Here is a 26636-nt window from a genome sequence, read left to right as displayed (position 1 = left end):
GGGTGACGGACATGGCAGTGCAACCTGACCGGGAGAAGGCGCTCGGGCTCGCCCTCTCGCAGATCGACAAGCAGTTCGGCAAGGGCTCGGTCATGCGGCTCGGTGAGCGGGTCATCGCGCCGATGTCCGTGATCCCGACCGGATCCATCGCTCTCGACGTGGCGCTCGGCATCGGCGGGCTGCCCCGCGGCCGGGTCATCGAGGTCTTCGGGCCTGAGTCCAGCGGTAAGACGACCGTCGCGCTCCACGCGATCGCGAACGCGCAGGCCCAGGGTGGCATCGCGGCGTTCATCGACGCCGAGCACGCCCTCGACCCCGACTACGCCAAGGCCCTCGGCGTCGACACCGACGCGCTGCTCGTCTCCCAGCCGGACACCGGTGAGCAGGCCCTCGAGATCGTCGACATGCTGGTCCGCTCCGGCGCGCTCGACATCATCGTCATCGACTCCGTCGCGGCCCTCGTGCCCCGCGCCGAGATCGAGGGCGAGATGGGCGACAGCCACGTCGGTCTGCAGGCCCGCCTCATGAGCCAGGCCCTGCGGAAGATCACCGGTGCCCTCAACAACTCCGGCACCACCGCGATCTTCATCAACCAGCTCCGCGAGAAGATCGGCGTCATGTTCGGCAGCCCGGAGACCACCACGGGTGGTCGCGCGCTGAAGTTCTACTCGTCGGTCCGCCTCGACGTGCGGCGCATCGAGAGCCTCAAGGACGGCACCGACGTCGTGGGCAACCGGACCCGCGTCAAGGTCGTGAAGAACAAGGTGGCCTCGCCGTTCAAGCAGGCCGAGTTCGACATCATGTACGGCAAGGGCATCTCCCGCGAGGGCTCCCTCATCGACGTGGGTGTCGAGCAGACGATCATCCGCAAGGCCGGCGCCTGGTATACCTACGACGGCGACCAGCTCGGCCAGGGCAAGGAGAACTCCCGCAAGTTCCTGCGGGAGAACCCCGACGTCGCCGCCGAGATCGAGAAGAAGATCAAGGAGAAGCTGGGCGTGGGTGTCGGCCAGGCCACGGACGCCGCCGGCGGCCCCGAGGTGGCTCCGGTCGACTTCTGACCGTTCCGGGCGCTGTTCCCCTGGCGCTGGGTCCCACGCGCTCGGGGGCTTTACGTCCGGTTTAGCGCGGCTCACGCGGCGATCGGTGCCGGTTCGTGGGAGGGTCTCCTGGTTTGGAGGTCCGTCCCACGGCCGGCCCGCCCGCGCTGTTCATGGTTTTCGGAGGTGTGCTCGTGCCGGGCAGGCGGCGATCCGACGATCCCAGCCAGCAGTCAACGGAACCCGAGGACGCTGAGCCCTCCTTCGCCGGTCCCGACCCGTCGGCGGGTGCGTCCGCTGGTCCTGATCCGGCGGCGAGTGGCGTGCCTTGGATCCTCGCCGACATGAGCGACGACAACCCGTGGCTGTCCGCCGAGGCTCAGCCGGGCGGCGCCGTGGCCGCGCCACCGGCGCCCATGGCAGGAACGACGCCACGAGACCCGTCCGGCGACGCCTCGACCTCAGCCGGGCCGGGTGTGAGCACTGACAGCGCTCCGCCGCCGTGGCCGACGACCGCCCGGGAGCTTCCGCCCGGCTGGCCGACCGCTCCGGGGCGCGGGGTTCCCGCCGGCGAGCTCCCGCCGGGCTGGCCGGCGGCTCCGGCCGGTGCTCCACCTGGTCAGACCTCCAGCTCGGGCTCGGGCTCCGGCTCCAGCTCCAGCTCCAGCTCTGGCTCTGGCTCTGGCTCTGGCTCTGGCTTTGAGCGCGGCGCCCGGCGCGGCCGGGCATCCGCCGCGCCGCGTGGTGCCGCCGGGGAGCGCCCGGCCACGTCTCCGCTTGACGCCGCCGGGGATCCCTGGAGCGGCAGTCTTACCGAGGACCTGCCGTCCACCACCGCACCCGCTTCGGACCGCGACACCAGTGGCGGCTCCGGTCGCGGTCGCCGATCGGGTCAGAAGCGCGGGGCGCGCAGGCAGTCCCAGGACGGTCCCGGGCACGACTCCATCCCGGAGCGGCAGGGCGAGTCAGCGCTGTGGGGAGACCCTGCGGAGGCCGGGCCTCAGTCCGATCCTCAGGACGGGTCCGGGCAGCGGGGCGACGGTTCGGAAGGCCGGTCGGGCCGGCGGGGCGGCTCCCGCCGAGGTGGACAGCCGGCGGCGCCGCTCGATCCGAGGGAGGCGGCCCGCGAGATCTGCCTGCGGCAACTCGCCGTCCGGCCGAGGACCAGGCTCGAGCTCGCCACCGCCATGCGCAAACGTGGCGTCGAGGACGAGATCGCCGACGAGATCCTCGACCGGTATGACGAGGTCGGCATCATCGACGACGCCGCGTTCGCCCGGGCGTGGGTGGCCAGTCGGCACCACGGGAAGGGACTGTCCCGCAGGGCGCTGGCGGGGGAGCTGCGCCGCAAGGGCGTCTCGTCCGACGAGGTCGGTGAGGCGCTCGACGAGCTCGACCCCGACGTCGAGGAGCAGACCGCGAGGGCTCTGGTCGCCAGGCGCCTCCGCGTCGAGTCCAACGCCCCACCCGAGGCGGTGTTCCGCCGGCTGGTCGGGATGCTGGCGAGGAAGGGGTACCCCCCGGGTATGGCCATCCGCCTGGTCAAGGAAGGCCTGGCGGCCCGGGACGACGCCGCCGAGTTCGCCGACGGCATCGACGCCGACGCCCTGGCCGACGCCGCCCTCGACCCCGACCAACGCTGAGCCCGCACGCGAGGGGCACCGCTGAGCCCGCGGACGGAGCTGACCCGGACGCCCCGCCGACGCTGCTCTCAACCCCGACCAAACGCTGAGCCCGCCGGAGAGGCGCCGGCATCAAAGCTGATGGCGCCTCAGCCCGCGCTGAAAGCTGAAGCCCGGGAGCACCACCCACGAGGTCGGCTGGCCCGGGAGCGCCCCGTGCGGTCGGCTTGATCGAAGGACGGGGCTGGCCGCGATCACGGCCAGATCCCTCCGTTGATCACGCGCCCCGGCCCGGTCGCCACCCCGAGAGAAGCGTCACCGCGTAGAAACGGACGCCGGAGGGTACGAGCGGGGCACCCGGTGTGGTCCGGGAGTCGGCGAGGTGAGGGCAGCTGGCAGAACGCCACCTGGCGTCGGCGGCGTGGCGAGAGGGTGGAGTGCGACGAGCTTCGATGGTGTGGTTGGTGGGCGCACGGTGTGTGGTGGAATGATTGCAGCAGGGCTGATGCCGAGGTTGAGCAGCTTGCGAACAGACGACTACTGGCGGTCGACAATTTTGGGGTGAGTGCGACCGACATGCCGGAAAGGTCTGGTCAAATGTCACTGGTAGGGTGTTTCGCCTGGCGGGGGTCTTGACGGACTTAAGTCCCGTATGGTGCCCGATCATGAGTCCTTGACCGAAGCGCCCTTCACGACCTAGCCTCGGCGTTACCAGATGGAGACCGCCCAACCACCGCGGGTTTACCGCACAACATAGATCGCGTCACAGATCAGCAACGTTTATGCACGACATATAAGCGCCACGCCTTGCGGGAGGTGTGGTGTCGACCGGTCTTCGGGGCACCCTGTGTCTCGATATTGATACATCTTGATGGCAGGCTGTGGTCGGGCGTCTCCTCCACAACATCCCGCGTTGCGCCACCCTGCGCAGCGCCGAGCGGAGCGAGGTGACGTCGTGACGGAGTGCGCCCCTGCCATCCTCCGCGAACGACTCGCAGGTCGTCAGCACGCGACCAGTGCCGCCGAGGTGACCGCGTGACCGGCCTTCAGGTCGTGCTCCTCGTCGTGGTCGTCGTCATCGGCCTCGGCGTCCTCGCCGCGCTGTTGGTCTCGCTGAAGATCATGCGCCGGCTGCACACCACGGCCGCCGCGCCCGCTCAGCCTGTCGCCGAAGATCCCGCGTTCCTCGCCGAGAAGGACCGGCAGGAGCACTCGCTCGCATCCCTGCGCACCGCCGCCGAGGACGCCACCGCCGCCGTGGACGAGGCGAGGGCCGTGGCGGCCGCTGCGCGTACCGAAGCCGCCGCCGCGAAAGCGGAGGCCAGCTCCGCCAGGTCGGAGGCGCGACGCATCCTCGACGCGGCGCGGGCCGAGGCCGACTCGCTGCTGGAGCGGGCGCACCGGCAGGCCGAGGTCGACGCGGAGCAGGCCAGGGCGGCCGCGCGCCGGGCGGGGGAGCGGGAGGTCAGCCAGCTGACCACGGTCGCGAAGGAGCAGTCGCAGGACGCGGAGCGGCGCCAGCGCCGGCTCGACGAACGGGAGCGACTGCTCGCCGAGGAGGCCGAGCGGCTCGCCGAGCGTGACCGGCGCATCACCAGCACCGAGGCCGACCTGCTCGAACGCGAGGCGGCCTTCACCCGCCGCGAGGTCGAGATCGCCGCCGGCGAGGAGCGGCACCGCGAGGAGCTCGAACGGGTCGCGGGCCTGACGACCGACGCCGCCCGGGTCGAGGTCATCGAGACGATCGAGGCGCAGGCGAAGCGGGAGGCCGCCCTCCTCGTCCGCGACATCGAGAACGACGCCCGCAACACCGCCGACCAGCGGGCCCGGCACATCGTCGTCGACGCCATCCAGCGGGTCGCCAGCGAGCAGACCGCGGAGAGCGTCGTCAGCGTCCTGCACCTGCCCAGCGACGAGATGAAGGGCCGGATCATCGGCCGCGAGGGGCGCAACATCCGCGCGTTCGAGTCGACGACCGGGGTCAACCTGATCATCGACGACACGCCCGAGGCGGTCCTGCTGTCGTGCTTCGACCCGGTCCGGCGCGAGATCGGCCGGCTCACGCTGGAGAAGCTCGTCCTCGACGGCCGGATCCACCCGCACCGGATCGAGGAGGTGTTCGAGCAGGCGAAGCACGAGGTCGAGCGCCTCTGCCTGCGCGCCGCCGAGGACGCCCTGGTCGAGGTGGGGATCACCGACCTGCACCCGGAGCTGATGACACTGCTGGGACGGCTGCGCTACCGCACCTCCTACGGCCAGAACGTCCTCAAGCACCTCGTCGAGACCGCCCACATCGCCGGCATCATGGCCAGCGAGCTGCGCCTCGACCCGAAGCTCATCAAGCGCAGCGCGTTCCTGCACGACATCGGCAAGGCGCTCACGCACGAGGTCGAGGGCAGCCACGCCCTGATCGGCGCCGACGTCGCCCGCAAGTACGGCGAGTCCGAGGACGTCGTGCACGCCATCGAGGCCCACCACAACGAGGTCCTCCCGCAGACGATCGAGGCCGTCCTCACCCAGGCCTCCGACGCCTGCTCCGGTGGCCGTCCCGGCGCCCGCCGCGAGAGCCTGGAGGCGTACGTCAAGCGCCTCGAACGCATCGAGGAGATCGCCGCCGGCAAGTCGGGCGTCGAGAAGGTCTTCGCGATGCAGGCCGGCCGCGAGATCCGGGTCATGGTCCGCCCCGACGACGTCGACGACATCGGCGCCGCCGTCCTCGCCCGCGATGTCGCGAAGCAGATCGAGGAGGAGCTGACCTACCCCGGCCAGATCCGCGTCACCGTCGTCCGCGAATCGCGCGTCACCGAGATCGCCCGCTAGGAAGAACCGAGAGCGGAGGGGCATGGCCCCGGCCCGCCGAAGGAACGGCCTGCCGAAAGCGCCCCTGCATCCCCCGACACAGGCCGCCGGCTGTGTGGGGTGCCGGCGGCCGGACGTGGGCGGGGGACGCCGCGGACGCCCGCAGCGTGCCGTTACGGGGCGATCGAGCTCTCCGACGACGCGTAGCCGCCGCCGATCTTGTAGGACCAGATCAGGGGGTCGGGGACCGAGAGGTCGCCGTTCGAGGCGAACTTGTACGACCGGGCGATGCCCTTCGCGTCGTACTTGTTGACGAAGGCGAGCATGTCCTCGCGGGTGGCCTTGCCGGCCGTGAAGCCGGCCAGGATGATGCTCGCGCCGTCGTAGGCCTCGGGGCCGTAGTAGCCGGCGCTGGTCTTGTACGCGGCCTGGTAGCGCGACGCGTAGTCGTTGCCGGCGTGGTCGCTCGGGATGCAGGGGCAGGTGACGACGATGCCGTCGGCGGCCTTGCCGAGCGTGTCGACGAACAGCTGGGTGAAGAGCCGGTCGCTGACGACGACCGCGATGGCGGGCTTCGCGGCGCGCAGGGCCTTCAGGAACGCGGTGCCGTCATCGGCCTCGCCCGCGTAGTACACGGCCTCGGGGGCGGCGTTCGTGACCTGGGTGACGGCGGCGGAGAAGTCGGTGGCGGTGCGGCGGATCGAGACGCTCGTGGTGACGCTGCTGCCGAGCGTGGCGCTGACCGCCTGCCGGGCGACGCCGCCGAAGTCGGAGTCGTCGTAGACCAGGACGACCTTCGAGGCGCGCAGCGTGTTCTTGATGTACCGTGCGCCGGCCGCCGCCTGGTCCTTGTCGTTGGCGATGAGCCGGTGGAACGTGGACCAGCCCTTCGCGGCGAGGTCGACGTCGGGCGCGTACGTCGTGAAGAACGGGATGCCGGCCTTCTCCAGGACGGAGGCGGCGCCGAGGACCTCCGTGCGGTACGAGGGACCGACGACGCCGATCACCTCGCTGTCGGCGACCAGGCTCTCCGCGGCGGCCTTGCTGCCCTCCTCGGTGCCCTTCGTGTCGAACTCGACGAACCCGACGTTGCAGCCGGCGTGCTTGGCGTTGTAGTCGTCGACGGCCAGCTTGGTCGCGTTGCGCATGCCGTTGCTGTCCTTGGAGCCGGTCCCGGCCAGGATGCCGAGGAACCCGACCTTGTGCCCGCAGGCCGGCGAGGCCGCGGGCCCCGCCTGGTTGGTCGGGCTGCTGCCGCCGCCGCCCGGCTCGACGTCGTCACCGTTGCGGTTGACGGCCCAGACGATGCCCGCGACGACCAGCAGCAGGGCGAGCACCCCGCCACCGACGGCGGCGACGAGCGTCTTGCCGCCCCGGCCGTTCGCCGAGGGTGGCGCGGACGACGGGTAGGCGGGCGGCCCGGACGCCGGCGGACCCGACGTGGGCGCCCAGCCCTGCACGGCGTTGACCGGAGGCCCAGCCGCGGGCGGCGCGCTCACCTGCGGCCGCTGTACAGGCGGCGCCTGCTGGAACTGCGCCGGCGGGACGACCGGCGGCCGCTGCTGCACCTGCGGCTGGACCGGCTGCTGGTACTGCGCGGGCGCCTGCTGCGGAACGACCGGCGGCACGGGCTGCTGAGGAACCGGCGGCACGGGCTGCTGCGGGACAACCGGCGGAACAGGCTGCATCGGCTGCTGGTACTGCGCGGGCTGCTGCGGCACGGGCTGACCGACCGGCGGCCGCTGGACCGGCTGCTGCGGCACCGGCGGCCGCTGGACCGGCTGCTGCGGCACCGGCGGCCGCTGGACCGGCTGCTGGACCGGCTGCTGCGGCACGGGCGGTCGCTGCTGCGGTGGCTGCGGCTGCTGGTACACCTGCGGCGGCTGCTGACGGCTCGGCACCACCGGCATCGATCCGGTCTGCAGCAGCGGCGGCAACCCCGGGTTCATCGACGGCATGCTGAACCCCGGGGACACCGGCGTCGCCGACACGGGCTGCGCCGAGACGTCCCCGCTGACCTCATGCGAAGGCCCACCAGAAGTCGGCCCACCGGAGGACGGCGCACCGGACGAGGGAGCACCGGACGAGGGAGCACCGGACGAGGGAGCACCGGACGAGGGAGCACCGGACGAGGGAGCACCGGACGACGGCCCGCCAGAGGACGGCCCGCCAGAGGACGGGACCGGCACCGGGCCGAACGGCCCCGACGCGACCGGCGTCGGCGCGCCCCCGACGTGCGCCCGCCCCGTCGGCGGCGCGAGGTGCAGCGCACCCTCGGCCACCACCAGCTCGGGCTGCTCGATCGCCGTCGGTGCCAGCCCGAACGCCCGGTGAAGCAGCGTCGCGGCGAGCGGGATGCGCGACGAGCCGCCGACCAGGAACACCGCCGCCAGGGGCTGCCCGGCGACGCCCGCCGACGACACCGCGAGCTGCGTCGCCGTCACGGTCCGGTCGAGGATCGGCCGTGCGAGCTGCTCGAGCTGCTCGCGCCCGATCGGCACGCTCTCGTCGTACAGCGGCACATGCACATACGTGGTCGCGGCGCGGCTGAGCATCTCCTTGGCGAGCCTGGCGTCCTCCCACAGCTGCCAGGCGGCGCGCCGGTCGGACTCGCTCTCGGGGTTGGTGAGGCGGCGCCACTGGTCGCCCTCGCGGCCGGTGAACGCGCGGCCCAGGTATGCCACGACCGCGGCGTCCACGTCCAGCCCGCCCGCGTCGGGAAGGCCCTCGCTGGCGAGGACGTCGAAGCCACCGCCGGCGTTGCGGCGGACCACGCTCGCGTCGAAGGTGCCGGCGCCGAAGTCGTACACGACGGCGATGCCGCCGACAGGGACGTGGGTGCCGACGGTACCGACGAAATAGGACGCGGCGGCGACCGGCTCCGACGAGAGGAAGGGGCTCGGGAAGCCCGCGGCGACGGCCGCCTGCGACAGCGTCTGGCGGCGCTGCGGCGGCCAGGTCGCCGGGTGGGTCAGGTTGACCTCGTTGGGGTACGCGCCGGCGACCCGGTACGTCTCGGCGGCGACCCGGCGCAGGACGGTCGTGACGAGGTCGAGGACCGGGACGTCCTGCTCGCCGAGCCAGACGGTGCCTTCCTCGACGCGGCGCTTCGGGTACGGCTCGAAGCGGTGCGGCTGCAGGCGCGCCGAGTGCACCGCGTCACGGCCCGTGAGGATGGTGCCGTCGGCGTTGACGTACACGGCGGAGGGCAGCAGCGGCGAGCCGTCGAACAGCAGCGGCTTCGTGCGCCCGTCCGGCCAGCGGAGGACGGCGACGGTGTTCGAGGTGCCGAAGTCGATGCCCAAACGAAAGCCGGTGTCCGCCACCCGCGCAGCGTACGTACTACGCGCAACGTTGCCAATCAACCAACGGCCTAGCTCACACGGCCTGGTTGACGTCGGCCAGCTTGACGGGGCGCGCGGCCGTCTTCACCTGCTTGGGGCCGCCCATGAGCCGCTTCTGCAGCCAGAAGGCGAACCACGACAGCAGGCCGCAGGTGCCGATGTAGACGGCGGCGACGACGAGGTACCCGGGGACGTACGGGAAGCCGAAGAGCAGCCGGCCGCCGAACTGCTTGCCGTAGTACAGCAGCTCCGGCAGCTGGATGATGAACCCGAGCGCGGTGTCCTTCAGCAGTACGACCAGCTGGCTGACGATCGCCGGGAGCATGGCCCGGACCGCCTGCGGCAGCAGGATCGACGTCATGACCTGCGACTTGCGCATGCCCAGCGCGTACGCGGCCTCGGACTGCCCGCGGTGCACGGCGAGGATGCCGGCCCGGAAGATCTCGGACAGGACCGCGCCGTTGTACAGCGTGAGGCCGATCACGAGCGGCCAGAACGGGCCGACCTTGTAGCCGAGCTGGATCGGGCCGTAGTACGCGAAGAAGATCAGGATCAGCAGCGGGATGGCGCGGAACAGCTCGACGAAGCCCGACGCCGGCGCGCGGAAGACCGCGTGGTCGCTCAGGCGCGCGGTCGCCAGCAGCGCGCCGAGGAGCAGCGCGAGCACGGCCGCGGCGCCGGCGGCGCGCAACGTGGTGAGGTAGCCGTCGAGGAGGTCCTGCTGGATCTTCGTGTACTGGAACTGCTCCCAGCGGAGCGCCTCGAACTGGCCGGTGTCGTAGAAGCGCCAGACGACGTACGCGAGCAGCGCGACGATGCCGAGTGCGCTGACGATGCCGATGATGCGGTACCGCACGCGGGCCTTAGGGCCGGGCAGGTCGTAGAGGACGTTGCTCATCGGGCGACCTTCCAGCGTCGTTCGAGCATCCGTTGCAGGGTCACCAGCGGCACCACGAGGATCAGGAACCCGATCGTGATCCACAGCAGGCCGTAGATCTGGTTCTCGCCGCGCTCCGAGAGGTAGAACGTGATCGCGCCGGCCTCGGCGACGGAGAAGCCGGCCGCGACGGTGGTGTTCTTCAGCATGGCGTTGAGCACGCTGACCAGCGGCGGCACGACGGTGCGGAACGCCTGCGGCAGCACCACGTTGGTGAGCACCTGCAGGAACGTCATGCCCAGCGCGCGGGCCGCCTCGGCCTGCCCGACGGGCACCGTGTTGATGCCGGAGCGCAGCGCCTCACACACGAACGCGCTCGTGTACGCGGTCAGCGCCACGCACGCGCCGGTGAAGAACTCGAAGTTGACGCCGAGCTTCGGCAGCGCGAAGACCTGCAGCGCGAAGATCAGGGTGAGTGGTGTGTTGCGCAGCAGCAGCACGTAGGAGCTGCCGAACGCGCGCAGCGCCGGGATGGGGGAGACCCGCATCGCCACCAGCAGCGTGCCGAGGACGATCGATCCGACGGCGGAGATCAGAAAGAGCTTCACCGTCTCCCAGAAGTGGGAGCCGATGACGTCCCAGTTGTCCGTCAGGACATGAAAAAAGTCGCTCACGCCGGGGTGACCTCCACTTCCGCCCTTTGTTGCTCGTCCACGGCACGCGCTTTGTTCGCGGGACGCGCTTTAGTTCATGGGACGCGCTTGAGTTCATGGGACGGGGCGCCGCCGTTCGGATTGGCGGCGCCCCGTCTGTGGCTGGATCAGTACTTCTCGAGGGTGGGCGGGCTGCCCGCCGAGCCCGACTTGCCGAGCGTGCCGTCGTAGATCTTCTGCCAGGTGCCGTCGCCGAACGCGGCCTCCAGCGAGGCGTTCACGAAGTCGCGCAGGGCCTTGTCGTCGTGCCCGAGGCCGATGCCGTACTTCTCCGGGTAGGCCTTGCCGGTGGCCGGGTCGAGGAACGGCTTGCCGACGACCTTCAGCTGCGACGGCGCCTGCGCCGCGAAGCCCTTCAGGATCGCGTCGTCGGTGGTGACCGCGTCGACCTTCTTGTCCAGCAGCTGCGACACGCACTCGGAGTAGGTCTTGAACTCCACGATCTTGTCGGTCAGCTTCTGGTCACGGACCCGCTGGATCGGCGTGGAGCCGGTCGCGGAGCAGACCGTCTTGCCCTTGATGCTGTCGGAGCCCGTGATCGACGAGTCGTCCTTGCGGACCAGCAGGTCCTGCGCGGCGACGAAGTACGGGCCGGCGAACGACACGTCCGCCTTGCGCTTGTCGGTGATCGAGTAGGTGCCGACGTAGTAGTCGACCTCGCCGCCCTTGATCGCCGTCTCGCGGTTGGCGGAGGCGATCTCCTTGTACTCGATCTTCGCCGGGTCGATGCCGAGCTTCGACGCGATCAGCTGGGCGATCTCGATGTCGAAGCCGCAGCGCTTGCCGGCGGCGTCCTTGTAGCCCAGGTTGGGCTGGTCGAACTTGACACCGATGACGACCTTGCCGGCCGCCTTGATGCGGTCGAACGTCGGGCTGCCCGTGATCGCCACGCCGGTGGCCGGCGTGAACGTGGTGCCGGACGAGGTGCAGGTGTCGCTGGCCGGTGCCGCCGCGCCGGAGCTACCGCCCTCGGCCGACGGCGTGGGCGTGCCGTCCTTGCCGCAGGCGGCCAGGCCGAGCGCGAGCGTGACGGCGGCGGCTGCCGCTGCGATCCGCGTGATGCGCATGATGGTCGCTATCCCCTTTCGTGGGTTTCTAGTGCGTCAGGATCTTTGACAGGAAGTCTTTGGCGCGGTCGGTGCGCGGGCTGGCGAAGAACGTCTTCGGGTCCGCCTCCTCGACCAGCTGGCCGTCGGCCATGAACACGACCCGGTTGGCGGCGTGCCGCGCGAAGCCCATCTCGTGCGTGACGACGACCATCGTCATGCCCTCGCTCGCGAGGCCCGTCATGACCTCGAGCACCTCGCCGACCATCTCCGGGTCCAGCGCGCTCGTCGGCTCGTCGAAGAGCATCGCCTTGGGCTGCATGGCGAGGGCCCGGGCGATCGCGGCGCGCTGCTGCTGACCGCCGGACAGCTGCGCCGGGTACTTCTCCGCCTGCGCGGCGATCCCCACCCGGTCGAGCAGCCCGAGCGCGCGCTCCCGCACGACCGCCGGCTTCTCCTTGCGGACCTTCACCGGGCCGAGCATCACGTTCTCGAGAATGGTCTTGTGCGCGAACAGGTTGAACGACTGGAACACCATGCCGACCTCGCTGCGCAGCCGCGCCAGCGGCCGGCCCTCCTGCGGCAGGCGGGTGCCGTCGAAGACGATGTCGCCGTTGTTGATCGGCTCCAGGCGGTTGATCGCCCGGCACAGCGTCGACTTGCCGGAGCCGGACGGGCCGATCACGACCACGACCTCGCCCCGGGCGATCGACAGGTTGACGTCCTTGAGGACGTGCAGCTCGCCGAACCATTTGTTGACGCCGCTGAGCACGATCAAAGGCTCGTTCGTCATCATCCGCCCCATCGCAGTGCTTGGCTCCGTCGGTGCGCTCGACGTTAGCGGTGCTCATACCCACGAACAGCCGCATAGCGGTCACGGACGGATAACGGCCGGTGGTTGTCACAATGATGACCATGCGTATCCTGGTGACCAACGACGACGGCATCGACAGCCCTGGCCTGCACGCGCTCGCCGCGATGGCCGTCCGCCAAGGCCACGACGTGGTGATCGCGGCGCCGGCCCGTGAGGCCAGCGGCGCGGGCAGCTCGCTCACCGGTGTGGAGGCCGACGGCCGCATCGCCACCGAGACACGTGCCGCGTTGTTCGCCGATGTACCGACGTACGCCGTCTCCGCGTCGCCCGCGTTCATCGCGCTGATGGCGACGCGCGGCGCGTACGGGCCGGAGCCGGACGTCGTGCTCTCCGGGATCAACCGCGGCCCCAACACCGGCGCCGCGGTCCTGCACTCCGGCACGGTCGGCGCCGCGTTCACCGCCGTCGCGAACGGCTGCCGCGCCATGGCGGTCTCCCTGGACGTGCCGTTCCGCGCGACCTCCGGCGAGCTCGAGGAACGCTGGGACACCGCCGCCGAGGTCGCCGGCGACCTGCTGCCGCTGCTGGCGCCGGGGTTCGTGCTCAACGTCAACGTGCCCAACCTGGACGCCGGCGACCTGCGCGGCATCCGCCGGGCGACCCTGGCCCAGTTCGGCACGGTGCAGATGGTCCTGATGGAGCAGGGCCACGGGTACGTGCGGATGTCCCTCGAACAGAGCGACCACGGCGCGGAGCCCGGCAGCGACGACGCGTGGCTGCTGGACGGCTATGTCGCGGTCACGCCGATCCGCCCGCCGCACGAGGCCCGCGACGTGCTCCTGCCGGGGCTGGTGGATACCGCCGGAGAGCACGTCGGCGGCTAGACTTCTCGCTGCTATGACTGAGACCCCTCGCAGCTTCAAGGTCATCACCTACGGCTGCCAGATGAACGCGCACGACTCCGAGCGCATCTCCGGCCTTCTCGAGGACGCCGGCTACGTCCCGGTGCCCGCCGACGCAGAACCCGACGTCGTCGTGTTCAACACGTGCGCCGTGCGCGAGAACGCCGACAATCGCCTCTACGGCAACCTCGGCCACCTGCGCCCGACGAAGCTCGCCCAGCCCGGCATGCAGATCGCCGTCGGCGGCTGCCTGGCGCAGAAGGACCGCGGCGACATCGTCAAGAAGGCCCCCTGGGTCGACGTCGTCTTCGGCACCCACAACATCGGCTCGCTGCCGGTGCTGCTGGAGCGCGCCCGCCACAACGCCGCCGCCGAGGTGGAGATCCTCGAGTCACTGGAGGTCTTCCCCTCCACGCTGCCGACCCGGCGGGAGTCCACCTACGCCGGCTGGGTCTCCATCTCCGTCGGCTGCAACAACACCTGCACCTTCTGCATCGTCCCGGCCCTGCGCGGCAAGGAGAAGGACCGCCGCCCCGGCGACATCCTCGCCGAGGTCCGGGCCCTGGCTCTTGAAGGGGTCCTGGAGGTCACCCTCCTCGGGCAGAACGTGAACTCCTACGGCGTCGAGTTCGGCGACCGGCTCGCCTTCGGCAAGCTGCTGCGGGCCTGCGGCGACGTCGAGGGCCTGGAGCGGGTCCGCTTCACCAGCCCGCACCCGAAGGACTTCACCGACGACGTCATCGCCGCGATGGCCGAGACGCCCAACGTCTGCCACTCGCTGCACATGCCCCTGCAGTCCGGCTCCGACGCTGTTTTGAAGGCGATGCGCCGCTCGTACCGCGCGGACCGCTACCTGGGCATCATCTCCAAGGTGCGCGACGCCATGCCCGACGCCGCCATCACCACCGACATCATCGTCGGCTTCCCCGGCGAGACCGATGCCGACTTCGAGCGCACTCTCGACGTGGTCCGCGCCGCCCGCTACTCCAGCGCCTTCACCTTCCAGTACTCCAAGCGCCCCGGCACCCCCGCCGCCACCATGGACGAGCAGGTCCCGAAGGCGGTCGTGCAGGAGCGGTACGACCGGCTGATCGCCACCCTGGAAGAGATCAGCTGGGACGAGAACAAGAAGCTCGTCGGCACCCCGGTCGAGGTCCTGGTCGCCGTCGGCGAGGGCCGCAAGGACGGCGCCACCGGCCGCATGTCGGGCCGCGCGCGCGACGGGCGCCTCGTGCACTTCGCCACCGACCCGTCGGTGACGCTGCGCCCCGGCGACATCGTGCACACCACCGTCACGTATGCCGCCCCGCACCACCTCAACGCCGACGGCCCCCTGCTGTCCCACCGCCGCACCCGCGCCGGCGACGCCTGGGAGGCCGGCCGCGTCACCCGCACCCCCGGCGTCTCCCTCGGCATGCCCACCATCGGCACCCCACCCCCGTCCCCCTCCCCGGCCAGCTCCTGCTGACCCCGATGCCGCTCGCTCATGATCCGGAAGACTTCTTGTCGCCATAGCCACAACAACTCTTCCGGATCACGAGAACCCGCCCACCCCCCGCACTCGGCAAGTTGGCTCTCCCATGATCCCGTGCGGTTCTGGTAGCCAGGACCGCACGAAACCATTCAGATCATGGGAGACGGGCCTGGTGCCGCCCGGTTGAGCGGTCGACGGGTTGTGGCATGGGGCGGTTTGGCGTGGTGGGAGCACCGAGGCGCGCCCTCGAAGGTGCTTGATCGTGTGAGGGCGGTGCCGCGGCCGGGCGACCACGGAAGTGCTCACCGGAGTGCCGGCGCACTGGTCGACCGGCCGCCGCTCTCATGATCCTGTGCGGTTCTGGTGGCCAGGGCTACCGGAATCATTCGGGATCAGGGGAGATGGGCCTGGTGGCAACCGGTTGAGCGGTCGACGGGTTGTGTTCTGTGATCCCGTGCGGGTTACCGGAATCACTCGGGATCAGGGGAGCAAAGGGCAGGAGCGCGCGGGGTCAGCGGTGGGGGGCGTAGCCGCGCTCGTAGCCGTCGTGGTCGCCTGGGTGGCCGGAGCCGTAGGCGCCGCGCTGGTCGTAGCCGGGCTGGGGGGCGCCGTACATGCCGCCGCCCTGCGGGGCCGGAGGCGGGAAGCCGCGGGGCTGGTCGTAGGACGGCGGGGCGAAGCCGGGCTGGTGGTTGAAGTCGCGCGGGTCGGACGGGTGCGAGCCGCCACCGAAGCCGCCGTTGCCCGCGTTGCCGCCGCCACCGAAGCCGCCGTCGTTGCCGCCGAAGGGGCCGGGGTCGTTGGAGAAGGCGCCGGCGGGGCCGGACGCGCCGTAGACCGTGCCGCCGGGGGCGGAGGCGCCGCGGGCGGCGGAGGCGCCGGGGCGGGCGCCGTAGACGGTGCCGGTGGTGTTGTCGTCGGACGGCGGGGCGTCGTCGTCGCCGGGGCGGGGAGCGGAGCCGCGGATCGGGCCGGAGGTCGCGGCCGCGAGGCGGCGGGCGGCGCGGGAGCGGCGGATGCCGATGATGCCGGCGACCACGAGGATCAGGCCGAGGATGCCGATCGCGGCCACCATGTACGTGATGTCCTGCAGCGTCAGGTCTTCCAGGAACGACCGGTCGTCGGGCTTCGGGGTCGGCAGGACCGCGCCGCCGGCCTTGCCGGGCGTGACGTTCTGCGGGGTGTACCGGAGGATCGGCGCCCTGACGTCGGCGGGGACGTCGGAGGCGGTGATGTACTGCTTGCCGTCGGTCGAGTAGGTGATCGCCTCACCGCGGGCCTCGTTGGGCAGCGGGGTGATGCGGGGCTTGCCGCTGGTGATCGCCTTGACGACGTCGCCGTCCTTGACGTCGAACTCGTAGGCGTCGGAGTAGGTGCGGATGACGACGCGGGTGCCGTCGGGGGAGGAGGCGGCGCCGGTGATCGCCTTATAGCCGAGGAAGGAGAGCGGGTTGGGCGTCTTCGTCTCCTGGGGCGTGAACGTGCCCACCTGCTTGAGCTTGACGCCCTTGGTGGTGTTGGGCTGCAGGGGGCCCTCGGGCACCCAGACCTCGCCGACGGGCTCCTTGGTGATGATGATCGGCGTGCCGTCGCCGTTGAGCAGCAGGGCTTCGGCGTCGCGCTTCTTGCCGTCGGGGTACGCGAGGCGGTTGATGACCGGGGCCTTCGCGCCCTTCGCCAAGGTCCAGACCGCGACCGTGGGGCGCGGCGCGGCGCTGCCGCCGGACGCTTCCGTGTTGTCACCGATGTCGGCGATCCACAGCGTCTCGTTCTTGTCGATCGCGAGGTCCTCGGGGTCGCGGGCGACCGGGTCGTAGTTGATCGGGGTGCCGACGACCTTGCAGCTCGCGTCGAGGGTGAAGATCCTGGCCTTGCCGCCGGCGGGGGCACTGTCGTTGATCGCGTAGTAGCCGGTGGCGGTCGCGACGAGACCGGAGATCTCGTTGATCTTCGAGGAGTCTGGGGTGCAGATGGGCTGGCCCGCGCCCGCGGCCGCGGACTGGCCGGTGGTGGCGGACGGGCTCGGAGCGGCCGCGGCGGGGGCTCCGAGCCCCAGGAGCTGACTCGTCACCACGCCACAAGCCGCACTCAAAGCCAGGCCCACCCGCTGTCGCATCGCACAAGTTTGGCAGAGCCGGACCAGATGTGGGTGCGCCCGGTCCGGCTCTCACTCGCAGTGATCGGATAAACCTATTACTTCACGGCAAATGGGGCCAACTCCGCTGCAAGGGCGTCATTGATCCGCGCCCGGATCCGCGTGCCCTCCGCCAGGTGGGCGGTCTCCAGCACCTCACCGATGGTGTGGACCCTGGCGACCAGGTCGCCCCGCTCGTACGGCACGACGGCGGTCAGCTCGATCGCCGGCCACGGCAGCCGCTGCTCGAGCGCGGCCTTGACCGCGTCGATGCCCGAGCCGGTGCGCGCGGAGGCGAACACGGCGTCCGGCCAGAGTGACTTCAGCCGCAGCTGGGTCTCCTCGTCGGCGGCGTCGATCTTGTTGACGACGAGCAGCTCCGGCACGGCGTCGGCGCCCACCTCGGCGAGCACCTCGCGGACCGCGCGGACCTGCTCCTCGGGGTCGGCGTGCGAGCCGTCCACGACGTGCAGGACCAGGTCGGCCTCGGCGACCTCCTCGAGCGTGGAGCGGAACGCCTCGATCAGCTGGTGCGGCAGGTGCCGGACGAACCCGACCGTGTCCGACAGGGTGTAGAGCCTGCCGTCGTCGGTGCGGGACCGCCTGGTCGTCGTGTCCAGGGTGGCGAACAGCGCGTCCTCCACCAGCACGCCGGCGCCGGTGAGCCGGTTGAGCAGGCTCGACTTTCCGGCGTTGGTGTACCCGGCGATCGCGACGCTGGGCACCCGGTTGCGGCGCCGGGTGGCGCGCTTGGTGTCGCGGATCGTCGCCATCGCGGCGATCTCGCGCTTGAGCCGGCTGATCTTCGTGCGGATCCGGCGCCGGTCGGTCTCGATCTTGGTCTCACCGGGGCCGCGGAGGCCCACGCCGCCGTTGCCGCTGGCGGAGCCACCGGCCTGCCGGCTCAGCGCCTCACCCCAGCCTCGCAGCCGCGGCAGGAAGTACTGCAGCTGCGCGAGCTCGACCTGGGCCTTGCCCTCCTTGCTCTTCGCGTGCTGGGCGAAGATGTCCAGGATCAGCGCGGTCCGGTCGATGACCTTGACGTTGACCTTCGCCTCCAGGGTCCGCAGCTGCGAGGGGGACAGCTCCCCGTCGCAGATGACGGTGTCGGCGCCGCTGCTCTGCACCACGGCCCGCAGCTCGTCGACCTTGCCGGAGCCGATGTAGGTGCTGGAGTCAGGCCGGCTGCGGCGCTGGATCAGCCCGTCGAGGACCTGCGACCCGGCGGTCTCGGCGAGCGCGGCGAGCTCCGCGAGGGAGTTCTCGGCGTCGGTGGCGGTGCCTTCGGTCCACACCCCGACGAGCACGACCCGCTCGAGGCGCAGTTGGCGGTATTCGACCTCGGTGACGTCGGCGAGCTCGGTCGACAGACCTGCGACACGGCGAAGCGCATGCCGCTCCTCGAGCTCCAGGCCGTCGCCGTCCTCGGCGAGATCCCAGGATTCTGCGGCAGTCACTCGCAACATGTTCTCCTAAAGTCGATCAGTACAACCCTCCAATCGTGACACTTCATCGGCCATACGGCACTTGATATGTCCCGGTGCGCCGCCGGGTGAACGTGCGAGTGAGAATGGGGTACGTGACGACTGCCACGCACCGATTGCCCAGCGCCGGGTTCTCAATCACGATCCGTGTCTCCGTCCGTGCCGACGCCTCGGCGATCGGGCGCCTCACCACCGCGGTCGGCGAGGCAGGGGGTGTCGTCACCGCGGTCGACGTAGTCGACTCCGACAGCACCGCCGTCGTGGTCGACCTGACCTGCGACACCGCCGACTCCGCGCACGCCGAGCAGGTCGTCTCCTGCCTCGAGAAGCTCGACGGCGTCGACGTGCGGAAGGTGTCCGACCGCACGTTCCTGCTGCACCTCGGCGGTAAGATCGAGGTCACCCCGAAGGTCGCCCTGCGCAACCGTGACGAGCTGTCACGGGCGTACACGCCCGGGGTGGCCAGGGTCTGCCTCGCGATCGCGGAGAACCCGGACGACGCCCGCCGCCTCACCATCAAGCGCAACACGGTGGCGGTCGTCACCGACGGCTCCGCCGTGCTCGGCCTCGGCAACATCGGCCCGGCCGCCGCCATGCCCGTCATGGAGGGCAAGGCGGCGCTGTTCAAGCGGTTCGGCGGCGTCGACGCGTGGCCGGTCGCCCTCGACACCCAGGACACCGAGGAGATCATCGCGATCGTGCGGGCGATCGCCCCCGCGTACGGCGGCATCAACCTCGAGGACATCGCCGCGCCCCGCTGCTTCGAGATCGAGGAGCGGCTGCGGGCGATGCTGGACATCCCCGTGTTCCACGACGACCAGCACGGCACCGCGATCTGCGTCCTCGCCGCGCTCACCAACGCGCTGCGGGTGGTCGGCAAGTCCATCGGTGACATCAGGGTCGTCGTGAGCGGTGCCGGCGCGGCCGGCACGGCCATCATCAAGCTGCTCCTGCACCAGGGCGTCGGCGACGTGATCGCCACCGACCGGCCGGGCGCCCTGCACCGCGGCATGTCCGGCCTGTCGGGCGCGTGGCAGTGGCTCGTCGACAACACCAACAAGTCCGGCTACTCGGGCGACCTCAAGGGCGCGCTCCGGGGCGCCGACGTGTTCATCGGGGTCAGCGCCCCGAACCTGCTCACCGGCGACGACATCGCGACCATGGCGCCCGGCTCGATCGTGTTCGCCCTGGCCAACCCCGACCCGGAGGTCGACCCGCGGGAGGCCCGCGAGCACGCGGCGATCGTCGCGACCGGCCGCTCCGACCAGCCGAACCAGATCAACAACGTGCTCGCCTTCCCGGGCGTCTTCCGCGGGATGCTCGACGCGCAGGCGCGCGAGTTCACCGAGGCGATGGCGATCGCGGCGGCGCAGGCGATCGCGGACACCGTCGGCGAGGACAAGCTCAACCCGAGCGTCATCGTGCCCAGCGTCTTCGACGCGAGGGTCGCCCCGGCCGTCGCCGCCGCCGTCAGGGCCGCCGCCAAGGGCGTCCACCTGGACAGCACCGTCGACGGTGCGGCGGAGGCGGAGCCGACGCCCGTCGAGCAGCCGTAAGGCCGCCAGGGCCGGCCCGGGGCGAACCGCCCCTGGGCCGGCTCAACGGCCGCGGAGCCGGCGGAGCGGGGTCAGAAGGTCGGGGCCAGCTGCCGGATCGCCTGGGCGTCGACGTCACCGTGCGCGACGATCACGGCCGGCCCGGCGAGCAGGAACTCCGAGCCGGTCTGCGTGATCGTCAGCCGGCCGCCCGCCACGTCCACGACGACCACGCCGGTCTCCAGGCCGGCGTGCTCGAGGGCGACCGCCGCCACCGCGCACGCGCCGGAGCCGCACGACTGGGTCTCGCCGGAGCCGCGCTCGTAGACGCGCATCCGCCGGTACAGGTCGGCGCCGGCCGGAGGCGACCCGGCCGCGGCGAACTCGACGTTGACGCCGGCGGGGAAGATCAGCGGATCGATCCCGGGGGCGTGGCTCAGGTCGAGCCGCTCCAGGGTCGGCTCGTCGACCGGGCACACCAGGTGCGGGTTGCCGACGTCCACGGCCGTGCCCTCGAACACGCGTCCCTCGCTGGTGGCCTCGCTCTGCACGTACACCCGCGGCATCGGCATCCCGGCGGCGATCTCCTCACCGATGGTGACCGGCACCACCCCCGCGCGGGTGACCAGGTTGAACGACCCCTCCGGCGCGACCAGGCCGGCCTCGGCGAGGTAGCGGGCGTAGACGCGCACACCGTTGCCGCACATCTCGGACTGGGAGCCGTCCGCGTTCCAGTAGTCCATGAACCACTCGGCCGTCCCCGCGGACGCCTCGGCGTCGGGGTGGGCGGCGCTGCGGACCACGCGCAGGACGCCGTCGGCGCCGATGCCCCGCCGGCGGTCGCAGAGCGCGGCGACGAACGTGGGCGTCAACGGCAGCACGCCGTCGGGGTCGGGCAGGATGACGAAGTCGTTGCCCGTTCCATGTCCCTTGGCGAAGCGCATGGCGTCAATCTTGCCGCACGAGCTCCAGCGCCGTCGCAGTGATGTCACCAGCACCACCATCGAGCCACACGATCCGGTCATCCCGGCGGAACCATGACCGCTGCCGCCGGACGAACCGCCTGGTGGCCCGGACCGTCTCGGCCTTGGCCTCCGGCTCATCCGACAAACCGGAAAAGTGGTCCAATACCTGTTTGTAGCCCAGCGCGGCGCCGGCGGTCCGGCCGTCGCGCAGGCCGACCTTCTCCAGGGCGCGCACCTCGTCGACCAGCCCCGCCGCCCACATCGTGTCCACCCGCGCCTCGATGCGCTCGTCGAGCACCGCCGTGTCGACGTCCACGCCGAGCTGCAGCGACTCGTACACGGGACGCGGTTGTGACGGCAGGCGTGCGGTGAACGTGGTGCCGGTCAGCGCGTTGACCTCCAGCGCGCGGACGATCCGGCGGCCGTTGCCGGGCAGGATGCGCTCCGCGGCCTCCGGGTCGGTGCTCCTGAGCCGGGCGTGCAGCGCCTCCGGGCCCACCTCGGCGAGCTCCTGCTCGAGCGCCGCCCGCAGCGCCGCGTCCGTGCCCGGGAAGTCGAAGTCCTCCAGCACGGCCCGCACGTAGAGGCCCGAGCCGCCGACCAGCAGCGGAACCCGTCCGCGGGCGGCGATGTCGTCGATCGCGGCGCGGGCGAGCCGCTGGTACACCGCGACGCTCGCCGGCTCCGTCACGTCCCAGATGTCCAGCACGTGGTGCGGCACCCCGTCACGCTCGGTGACGGAAAGTTTCGCGGTGCCGATGTCCATGCCGCGGTACAGCTGCATCGAGTCCGCGTTGACCACCTCGCCGCCGAGCTCGTGGGCGAGCCGGAGGCTGAGCGCCGACTTGCCGGCTGCGGTCGGGCCGACGACCGCGACGACCCGGGTCACCGCCAGCTCGCGACGAGGTAGCCGACGCCGTACGGGGCGGAGCGGTGCAGCAGCTCGGTCGTCTCAGGCCTGCCGGCCGCGCCCGCGAGGACCTGCCACGGCGCCCGGCCGACCGCGAGCAGCTCGATGGCGAGGGCGGCGTCCAGGTCGAGCAGGGCCGCGGTGTCACCCTTGGCGAGGGCGTCGGCGACGGCCGCGTCGAAGCCCTCGGCCCGCGGGTCGTCGTAGCCGGGCGACTTCTCGCCGTGGCACGCGGATCCGTCTCCGAGGATCAAGAGCGCGGCGTCGGTACTGGTCAGCTGCTGCCCCAGTGCTGCGCACTCGCCGGGGGTCGCGTCGGCGGCGACGCTGTAGAACTGGATATTTCCGAAATGTACGTCCTGGAGCAGCCAGGCGCCGATGAGCAGGCTGAGCGGCAGGGGGCTACTGGTCTCCTCGCCGATCCGTTTGTCGATGCCCCACGGGGCCAGGGTCCCCCCGAACGGTGGCTCACGGCGTACCGTCGACGTGTCGGCACCGACCACGACCAGGGACTCGGCGCCGGACAGGTGCGCCACCGCCACGCGGCAGGCGGCCCGCAGCTCGTCGAGCTCCCCGGCGGCCCCCGCGGCCACCTCCGGCACGAGCATCGGCGGATGTGGGCAGACGGCGGCGGCGACGAGTGGCACGGTCTTAACGTTATCGGGGACGGTCTTTGTGGCATCCTGCGGCCCGTTCGGCACCGGAATGGTCACGGTTCGGCCGCAGGCCCTCGACCGCCCCCGGGGCGCACCTGTGAGAATGCCCTGGGGAACTTTGCTGTGCGATGGCGGCGTGACAGTGGGATACCCGATCCCACGGACGCCGGGAGCGAGGATGGCAGATGAGCGAGCCTACGACGTTTGGACGGATCGACGCTGACGGCAACGTCTTCGTGAAGACGGCAGCCGGAGAGCGGGCCATCGGATCGTGGCAGGCCGGCACACCGGAGGAGGGCCTTGCCCACTTCGCCCGCCGGTTCGCCGACCTGATGACCGAGGTCGACCTGATCGAGGCCCGCCTCGGCAGCGGCGCCGCCGACGCCGGCCAGTCGCTGTCCACCATCAAGCGGCTGCGCAGCGGCCTCGACGAGGCCCACGTGGTCGGCGACATCGACGGGCTCGCCGCCCGCCTCGACAAGCTGACCTCGATCGCCGAGGAGAAGGCAGGCGCTGCCCGCGCGGCCCGCGACGCCGCTCGCGCCGAGGCGCTCACCCGCAAGACCACCCTGGTCGAGGAGGCCGAGCAGATCGCGGCCGACGCGACCGGCTGGAAGACCGCGGGCGACCGCCTCAAGGAGATCCTCGACGAGTGGAAGTCCATCCACGGCGTCGAGAAGAAGGCCGAGAGCGAGCTGTGGAAGCGGTACGCGGCAGCCCGCGACGCCTTCACCCGCCGCCGCGGCGCCCACTTCGCGACCCTCGACGCCAGCCGCAAGCAGGCCCAGGGTCGCAAGGAGGAGCTCGTCGTCGAGGCCGAGCAGATCGCCGAGTCCACTGAGTGGAACGCGACGGCCGCCCGCCTCAAGGAGCTCATGACCGAGTGGAAGACCGCGCCCCGCGCCGCGAAGGAGACCGAGCAGAAGCTCTGGGAGCGGTTCCGCGCCGCCCAGGACTCGTTCTTCAAGCGCCGCAGCGAGGTCTTCAGCGCCCGCGACGCCGAGTTCAAGGGCAACCTGGACGCCAAGCAGGCCCTCCTGGTCCAGGCGGAGGCGCTCGACGTCGACGCCGACCCGAAGGGTGCCCAGGCGAAGCTCCGCGACATCCAGGCGGCCTGGCACGAGGTCGGCCGCGTGCCCCGCGAGGCGCAGACCGGTCTGGACCGGCGCCTCCGGGTGGTCGAGGACAAGGTGAAGACCGCGATGGACGCCGCCTGGCGCCGCACCCCGCCGGAGGCGAGCCCCCTGCTCGCCCAGATGCGGGAGCAGGTGGCCCGCGCCGAGCAGCAGCTGGCCTCGGCCCAGGCCGCCGGCGACCAGCGCCGCATCAAGGAGGCCGAGAAGGCTCTGGAGAGCAAGCGCAAGTTCCTGGCGATGGCCGAGCACACCGGCTGACCCTCGAGACTTCTCCAGTGACGGGCCCCCGAGCCCGTCCGACATAGAAAGTTGACCACTACACGCCGCGGCGTGTAGTGGTCAACGTCGTTTATGCCCCCGCGATGATCCGGAAAACTTCTGGTCGCCGGAGCAGCAATAAGTCTTCCGGATCACGAGAAATGGCTCCGCGGGCCGCTTGCCTGCCGAGGTGCCGCTGGCGGCGGGGTGTCGGTGGATGCTGACCGGCAGGCGCTCTTTCCGTGATCCGGAAGAGTTGTGCTCGCTCAGGCAACAACAAGTCTTCGGGATCATGAGGGGTGGGCTGCTCGCATGTGGGGGTGGTGATGTCCCCCGGCAGTCGGCGGGGTGTGGTGGGTGCTGGCCGGCCCGGACGGGGTTTTCCGTGATCCGGAAGGGTTTTGGTTGCTTGGGCGGCAATAAGTCTTCGGGATCATGAGGGTGGGCTGCTCGTGTGCCGGGGTGGTGATGTCCCGCGGTGGTCGGCGGGGTGTGGTGGGTGCTGGCCGGCCCGGGCGGGGTTTTTCCGTGATCCGGAAGGGTTTTGGTCGCTCAGGCAACAACAAGTCTTCGGGATCATGAGAGAGGGCGGCTGTAGGTGGGGGAGCGGAGACGAAGGGGAGCAAGGCGAAGGCCCGCTCAGCCGGGTGGCTGGGCGGGCCCTGAGGCGGGGTGGTGCGGGAAGGGGGAGGGAGGTCAGATGCGGCGGACGACGGTGACGACGCGGCCGAGGATGGTGGCGTGGTCGCCCTCGATCGGGTCGAAGGCGGGGTTCTGCGGCATGAGCCAGACGTGGCCGTCGCGGTTGCGGTAGGTCTTCACGGTGGCTTCGCCGTCGATCATGGCGGCGACGATGTCGCCGTTGTTGGCCGTCGGCTGCTGGCGGACGACGACCCAGTCGCCGTCGCAGATGGCGGCCTCGATCATCGAGGAGCCCTTGACCTGGAGCATGAAGAGGGTGCCCTCGCCGACGAGCTCGCGGGGGAGAGGGAAGACGTCCTCGACGGCCTGCTCGGCCAGGATGGGGCCACCGGCGGCGATGCGGCCCAGGACCGGCACGTAGGCGGGGGCGGGGCGGGCGGCGCGCTCGGCCTCCTCGTCGACGGCGACGAGCTCGCTCGGGGGGCGGACGTCGACGGCGCGGGGACGGTTGGGGTCGCGGCGCAGATAGCCCTTCCGCTCCAGCTCCTTCAGCTGGTAGGCGACGCTGGAGGGGGAGACCAGGCCGACGGCCTCGCCGATCTCGCGGACGCTCGGGGGATAGCCGTTGCGGTCGACGGCGCTGCGGATGAACTCCAGGATGCGCCGCTGGCGGACGGTCAGGTCGGCGGCGAACAGGTCGGGGAAGGCGCTGACCACCGCGGTGACCGCGCGCATCTCCGGCTCGCCTCCGCGGCGGCGGGTGCCGGCCCGGCGGCTGCTGCCGCTGCCGATCGCGGTGACCTCGGCGGATTCGGCGGATTCGTCGGTGCGGTCGTCGGCTGACACGTCGTCCTCCCTCTTGTTGGCACCCGCGGTGGGAAGGCCGCGGGTGCGGACGGGCCTTGAGGGGCCCGCCACCTGACCGCCACCGGGTGTGACGGCGCCGGCTGTCGCAAATTTCGGGTATCCCGATCAATCGTCTCGATCGTGTGTGGATCACCGTATCGCCGAGGTGTGACAGTTTCAAACATCTGTACTACGTGGCGCGCCGATTTTTCGGCGTGTTGCTGGACTCGGGTCTTCCCGCTCTGGTAGACCATCGTACGTCCGTTCGATCGAACGGCTGTACGGAATCGAGGGCTGAGATGCGACAGCACCCGCGAAACCCACCCATCCGGCTCACCCGGCGCGGCCGTGTCGTGCTCTTCTGTCTGCTGCTGGTGGTCGCCGGCGGGCTGTTCACGCTCGTCGCGGTGCCCGGGCAGGCGGCCGACCAGCCGGGACCGGCGCCCGTGGTGATCGTGCAGCCGGGCGACACGCTGTGGGACATCGCGACCCGTCACGCGGGGGGCCGTGGGCGCGACGCGACCATGGAGGAGATCCGCCGTCTCAACAACTTGGACGGCTACAGTGTCGACGCCGGACAGCGGCTTACCCTGCCCCGGCAGCGCTGATCAGGACAAATGTGCTGCGGCCACTGAGAGCCGCGACACGCAGGGGGCGGAAATCTCCGTTCAACTTGCGTCCACGTAGCGGTCAGGCATAGCGTCTACCCCTAGATGTAGTAGTTACAGGGCTGTAAGTCGTCCACAGGTTGTGGATTCGGCAATCACCCTTACTTACGGTGAAGAACCAGCGGAGGCCAGCATCCAAGGCCGACCGTTGGGCATTCGCGTGCGTTTTGTCAGGACATATCCGACGTAGACTGGAAGGCCATCGCATGCGCTGCCCGTACTGCCGCCACGCCGACTCCCGGGTGGTCGACTCCCGGGAGGCCGAGGACGGCCAGATCATCCGCCGGCGGAGGTCCTGTCCCGAGTGCAGTCGGCGGTTCACCACCGTCGAGGAGGCCGTCCTCGCGGTCGTCAAGCGCAGCGGAGTGACCGAGCCGTTCAGCCGAAGCAAGATCGTCGCCGGGGTCCGGAAGGCCTGCCAGGGCCGGCCGGTCGACGAGGACGCGATCGCCGTCCTCGCGCAGAAGGTCGAGGAGACCGTGCGCGCCAGGGGTGCCGCCGAGCTGCCGAGCCACGAGGTCGGCCTCGCCATCCTGGCGCCGCTGCGGGAGCTCGACGAGGTGGCGTATCTCCGCTTCGCGAGCGTCTACCGATCGTTCGACTCGCTGCAGGACTTCGAGCGTGAGATCGCGTCGCTGCGCGCGGCCTCGAACCGCCCGGCCAGCGCGACACAGCACCAGAGCACCGCACAGGGCGCCCCGCAGCACCAGGCGGCGCCGCCACAGGGGGAGCGCGCCGCCGAACCGGTCGGCTGAGCGGCGCCAGTACAAG

At 71.1% G+C, this 26636-nt stretch carries 19 protein-coding genes and 1 pseudogene; 9 read left to right on the top strand and 11 right to left on the bottom strand.

The annotated features are described in order from the left end of the window. Nucleotides 1-11 precede the first annotated feature (11 nt). From recA to rny, 3 genes are all read left to right on the top strand, one after another. The gene (gene recA, locus ABZ321_RS01865) at nucleotides 12-1061 is read left to right on the top strand and encodes a recombinase RecA (protein WP_344507752.1); all 1050 of its coding nucleotides are present in this window, start codon (nucleotides 12-14) and stop codon (nucleotides 1059-1061) included. 923 nt (nucleotides 1062-1984) lie between these two features. Next, on the top strand, nucleotides 1985-2683 hold the full coding sequence (locus ABZ321_RS01860; protein WP_354888977.1) for a regulatory protein RecX: 699 nt from the start codon (nucleotides 1985-1987) through the stop codon (nucleotides 2681-2683). Between the two features lie 1014 nt (nucleotides 2684-3697). Next, the gene (gene rny, locus ABZ321_RS01855; protein WP_344507750.1) at nucleotides 3698-5482 is read left to right on the top strand and encodes a ribonuclease Y; all 1785 of its coding nucleotides are present in this window, start codon (nucleotides 3698-3700) and stop codon (nucleotides 5480-5482) included. 152 nt (nucleotides 5483-5634) lie between these two features. Here rny and ABZ321_RS01850 read toward each other — a convergent pair whose 3' ends face one another. From ABZ321_RS01850 to ABZ321_RS01830, 5 genes are all read right to left on the bottom strand, one after another. Beyond that, nucleotides 5635-8787, bottom strand: a complete 3153-nt coding sequence (locus ABZ321_RS01850) for an ABC transporter substrate-binding protein (protein ID WP_354888577.1) — start codon at nucleotides 8785-8787, stop codon at nucleotides 5635-5637. Nucleotides 8788-8839: 52 nt separating this feature from the next. Further along, entirely contained in the window at nucleotides 8840-9703 is an 864-nt protein-coding gene (locus ABZ321_RS01845) for an amino acid ABC transporter permease (RefSeq protein ID WP_344507747.1), read from the bottom strand. After that, entirely contained in the window at nucleotides 9700-10356 is a 657-nt protein-coding gene (locus ABZ321_RS01840; protein ID WP_344507745.1) for an amino acid ABC transporter permease, read from the bottom strand. The genes ABZ321_RS01845 and ABZ321_RS01840 overlap by 4 nt, the downstream gene beginning before the upstream one ends. 146 nt (nucleotides 10357-10502) lie before the next feature. Next, nucleotides 10503-11462, bottom strand: a complete 960-nt coding sequence (locus ABZ321_RS01835) for a glutamate ABC transporter substrate-binding protein (RefSeq protein WP_344507744.1) — start codon at nucleotides 11460-11462, stop codon at nucleotides 10503-10505. 28 nt (nucleotides 11463-11490) lie between these two features. Further along, nucleotides 11491-12246 carry an amino acid ABC transporter ATP-binding protein gene (locus ABZ321_RS01830; protein WP_344507742.1) on the bottom strand — a complete coding sequence of 252 codons (756 nt, stop codon included), beginning with the start codon at nucleotides 12244-12246 and terminating at the stop codon, nucleotides 11491-11493. 110 nt (nucleotides 12247-12356) lie between these two features. On the opposite strand from ABZ321_RS01830, the gene ABZ321_RS01825 reads away from it, so the two are divergent. Together ABZ321_RS01825 and miaB are read left to right on the top strand one after the other, a co-directional pair. Then, a complete protein-coding gene (locus ABZ321_RS01825) occupies nucleotides 12357-13139 on the top strand; it encodes a 5'/3'-nucleotidase SurE (RefSeq protein ID WP_344507741.1) in 783 nt (260 codons plus the stop codon). Between the two features lie 13 nt (nucleotides 13140-13152). Continuing rightward, nucleotides 13153-14625: a tRNA (N6-isopentenyl adenosine(37)-C2)-methylthiotransferase MiaB gene (gene miaB, locus ABZ321_RS01820; protein ID WP_344507740.1), complete on the top strand. Its 1473-nt coding sequence runs from the start codon at nucleotides 13153-13155 to the stop codon at nucleotides 14623-14625. A gap of 517 nt (nucleotides 14626-15142) precedes the next feature. Here miaB and ABZ321_RS01815 read toward each other — a convergent pair. Together ABZ321_RS01815 and hflX are read right to left on the bottom strand one after the other, a co-directional pair. After that, nucleotides 15143-16702: a hypothetical protein gene (locus ABZ321_RS01815; protein WP_354888571.1), complete on the bottom strand. Its 1560-nt coding sequence runs from the start codon at nucleotides 16700-16702 to the stop codon at nucleotides 15143-15145. Nucleotides 16703-16824: 122 nt separating this feature from the next. After that, the gene (gene hflX, locus ABZ321_RS01810; RefSeq protein WP_354888568.1) at nucleotides 16825-18222 is read right to left on the bottom strand and encodes a GTPase HflX; all 1398 of its coding nucleotides are present in this window, start codon (nucleotides 18220-18222) and stop codon (nucleotides 16825-16827) included. Between the two features lie 113 nt (nucleotides 18223-18335). On the opposite strand from hflX, the pseudogene ABZ321_RS01805 reads away from it, so the two are divergent. Beyond that, a pseudogene (locus ABZ321_RS01805) lies at nucleotides 18336-19736 on the top strand (NAD-dependent malic enzyme); the annotation flags it as partial. Nucleotides 19737-19876: 140 nt separating this feature from the next. On the opposite strand, the gene dapF reads toward ABZ321_RS01805, so the two are convergent. Genes dapF through ABZ321_RS01790 form a run of 3 tightly spaced genes read right to left on the bottom strand, consistent with a single transcriptional unit; the run spans nucleotide 19877 to nucleotide 22267 of the window. Then, nucleotides 19877-20728: a diaminopimelate epimerase gene (dapF, locus tag ABZ321_RS01800; protein ID WP_354888565.1), complete on the bottom strand. Its 852-nt coding sequence runs from the start codon at nucleotides 20726-20728 to the stop codon at nucleotides 19877-19879. 4 nt (nucleotides 20729-20732) lie between these two features. Continuing rightward, nucleotides 20733-21638 carry a tRNA (adenosine(37)-N6)-dimethylallyltransferase MiaA gene (gene miaA, locus ABZ321_RS01795; RefSeq protein ID WP_344507733.1) on the bottom strand — a complete coding sequence of 302 codons (906 nt, stop codon included), beginning with the start codon at nucleotides 21636-21638 and terminating at the stop codon, nucleotides 20733-20735. Next, a complete protein-coding gene (locus ABZ321_RS01790; RefSeq protein WP_354888974.1) occupies nucleotides 21635-22267 on the bottom strand; it encodes a hypothetical protein in 633 nt (210 codons plus the stop codon). The genes miaA and ABZ321_RS01790 overlap by 4 nt, the downstream gene beginning before the upstream one ends. A 233-nt stretch (nucleotides 22268-22500) precedes the next feature. Here ABZ321_RS01790 and ABZ321_RS01785 point away from each other — a divergent pair, with 233 nt between their 5' ends. Then, nucleotides 22501-23709, top strand: coding sequence for a DUF349 domain-containing protein (locus ABZ321_RS01785; RefSeq protein WP_344507731.1), 1209 nt, complete (start codon nucleotides 22501-22503; stop codon nucleotides 23707-23709). Nucleotides 23710-24405: 696 nt separating this feature from the next. Here the strand turns inward: ABZ321_RS01785 and lexA are convergent. Next, the gene (gene lexA, locus ABZ321_RS01780) at nucleotides 24406-25086 is read right to left on the bottom strand and encodes a transcriptional repressor LexA (protein WP_344503255.1); all 681 of its coding nucleotides are present in this window, start codon (nucleotides 25084-25086) and stop codon (nucleotides 24406-24408) included. Between the two features lie 410 nt (nucleotides 25087-25496). Between lexA and ABZ321_RS01775 the strand changes: the two genes are divergently transcribed. Together ABZ321_RS01775 and nrdR are read left to right on the top strand one after the other, a co-directional pair. After that, the gene (locus ABZ321_RS01775) at nucleotides 25497-25805 is read left to right on the top strand and encodes a LysM peptidoglycan-binding domain-containing protein (protein WP_344503235.1); all 309 of its coding nucleotides are present in this window, start codon (nucleotides 25497-25499) and stop codon (nucleotides 25803-25805) included. Between the two features lie 266 nt (nucleotides 25806-26071). Beyond that, the gene (gene nrdR / locus ABZ321_RS01770; protein ID WP_344503234.1) at nucleotides 26072-26620 is read left to right on the top strand and encodes a transcriptional regulator NrdR; all 549 of its coding nucleotides are present in this window, start codon (nucleotides 26072-26074) and stop codon (nucleotides 26618-26620) included. Nucleotides 26621-26636 lie beyond the last annotated feature (16 nt).

This window comes from Dactylosporangium sp. NPDC006015, assembly GCF_040614215.1.
GTDB classification, from domain to species: domain Bacteria; phylum Actinomycetota; class Actinomycetes; order Mycobacteriales; family Micromonosporaceae; genus Dactylosporangium; species Dactylosporangium maewongense.
Note: the sequence above shows the minus strand (reverse complement) of the source record. Positions and strands in the feature narration are given on the sequence as shown.

Coding starts and splice junctions, on each gene's coding strand:
- recA (WP_344507752.1), top strand. CDS start 12: ATGGCAGTGCAACCTGACCGGGAGAAGGCGCTCGGGCTCGCCCTCTCG.
- ABZ321_RS01845 (WP_344507747.1), bottom strand. CDS start 9,703: ATGAGCAACGTCCTCTACGACCTGCCCGGCCCTAAGGCCCGCGTGCGG.
- ABZ321_RS01835 (WP_344507744.1), bottom strand. CDS start 11,462: ATGCGCATCACGCGGATCGCAGCGGCAGCCGCCGCCGTCACGCTCGCG.
- ABZ321_RS01830 (WP_344507742.1), bottom strand. CDS start 12,246: ATGGGGCGGATGATGACGAACGAGCCTTTGATCGTGCTCAGCGGCGTC.
- ABZ321_RS01825 (WP_344507741.1), top strand. CDS start 12,357: ATGCGTATCCTGGTGACCAACGACGACGGCATCGACAGCCCTGGCCTG.
- miaB (WP_344507740.1), top strand. CDS start 13,153: ATGACTGAGACCCCTCGCAGCTTCAAGGTCATCACCTACGGCTGCCAG.
- dapF (WP_354888565.1), bottom strand. CDS start 20,728: ATGCGCTTCGCCAAGGGACATGGAACGGGCAACGACTTCGTCATCCTG.
- ABZ321_RS01790 (WP_354888974.1), bottom strand. CDS start 22,267: ATGCTCGTGCCGGAGGTGGCCGCGGGGGCCGCCGGGGAGCTCGACGAG.
- ABZ321_RS01785 (WP_344507731.1), top strand. CDS start 22,501: ATGAGCGAGCCTACGACGTTTGGACGGATCGACGCTGACGGCAACGTC.
- lexA (WP_344503255.1), bottom strand. CDS start 25,086: ATGCGCGCGGTCACCGCGGTGGTCAGCGCCTTCCCCGACCTGTTCGCC.
- ABZ321_RS01775 (WP_344503235.1), top strand. CDS start 25,497: ATGCGACAGCACCCGCGAAACCCACCCATCCGGCTCACCCGGCGCGGC.
- nrdR (WP_344503234.1), top strand. CDS start 26,072: ATGCGCTGCCCGTACTGCCGCCACGCCGACTCCCGGGTGGTCGACTCC.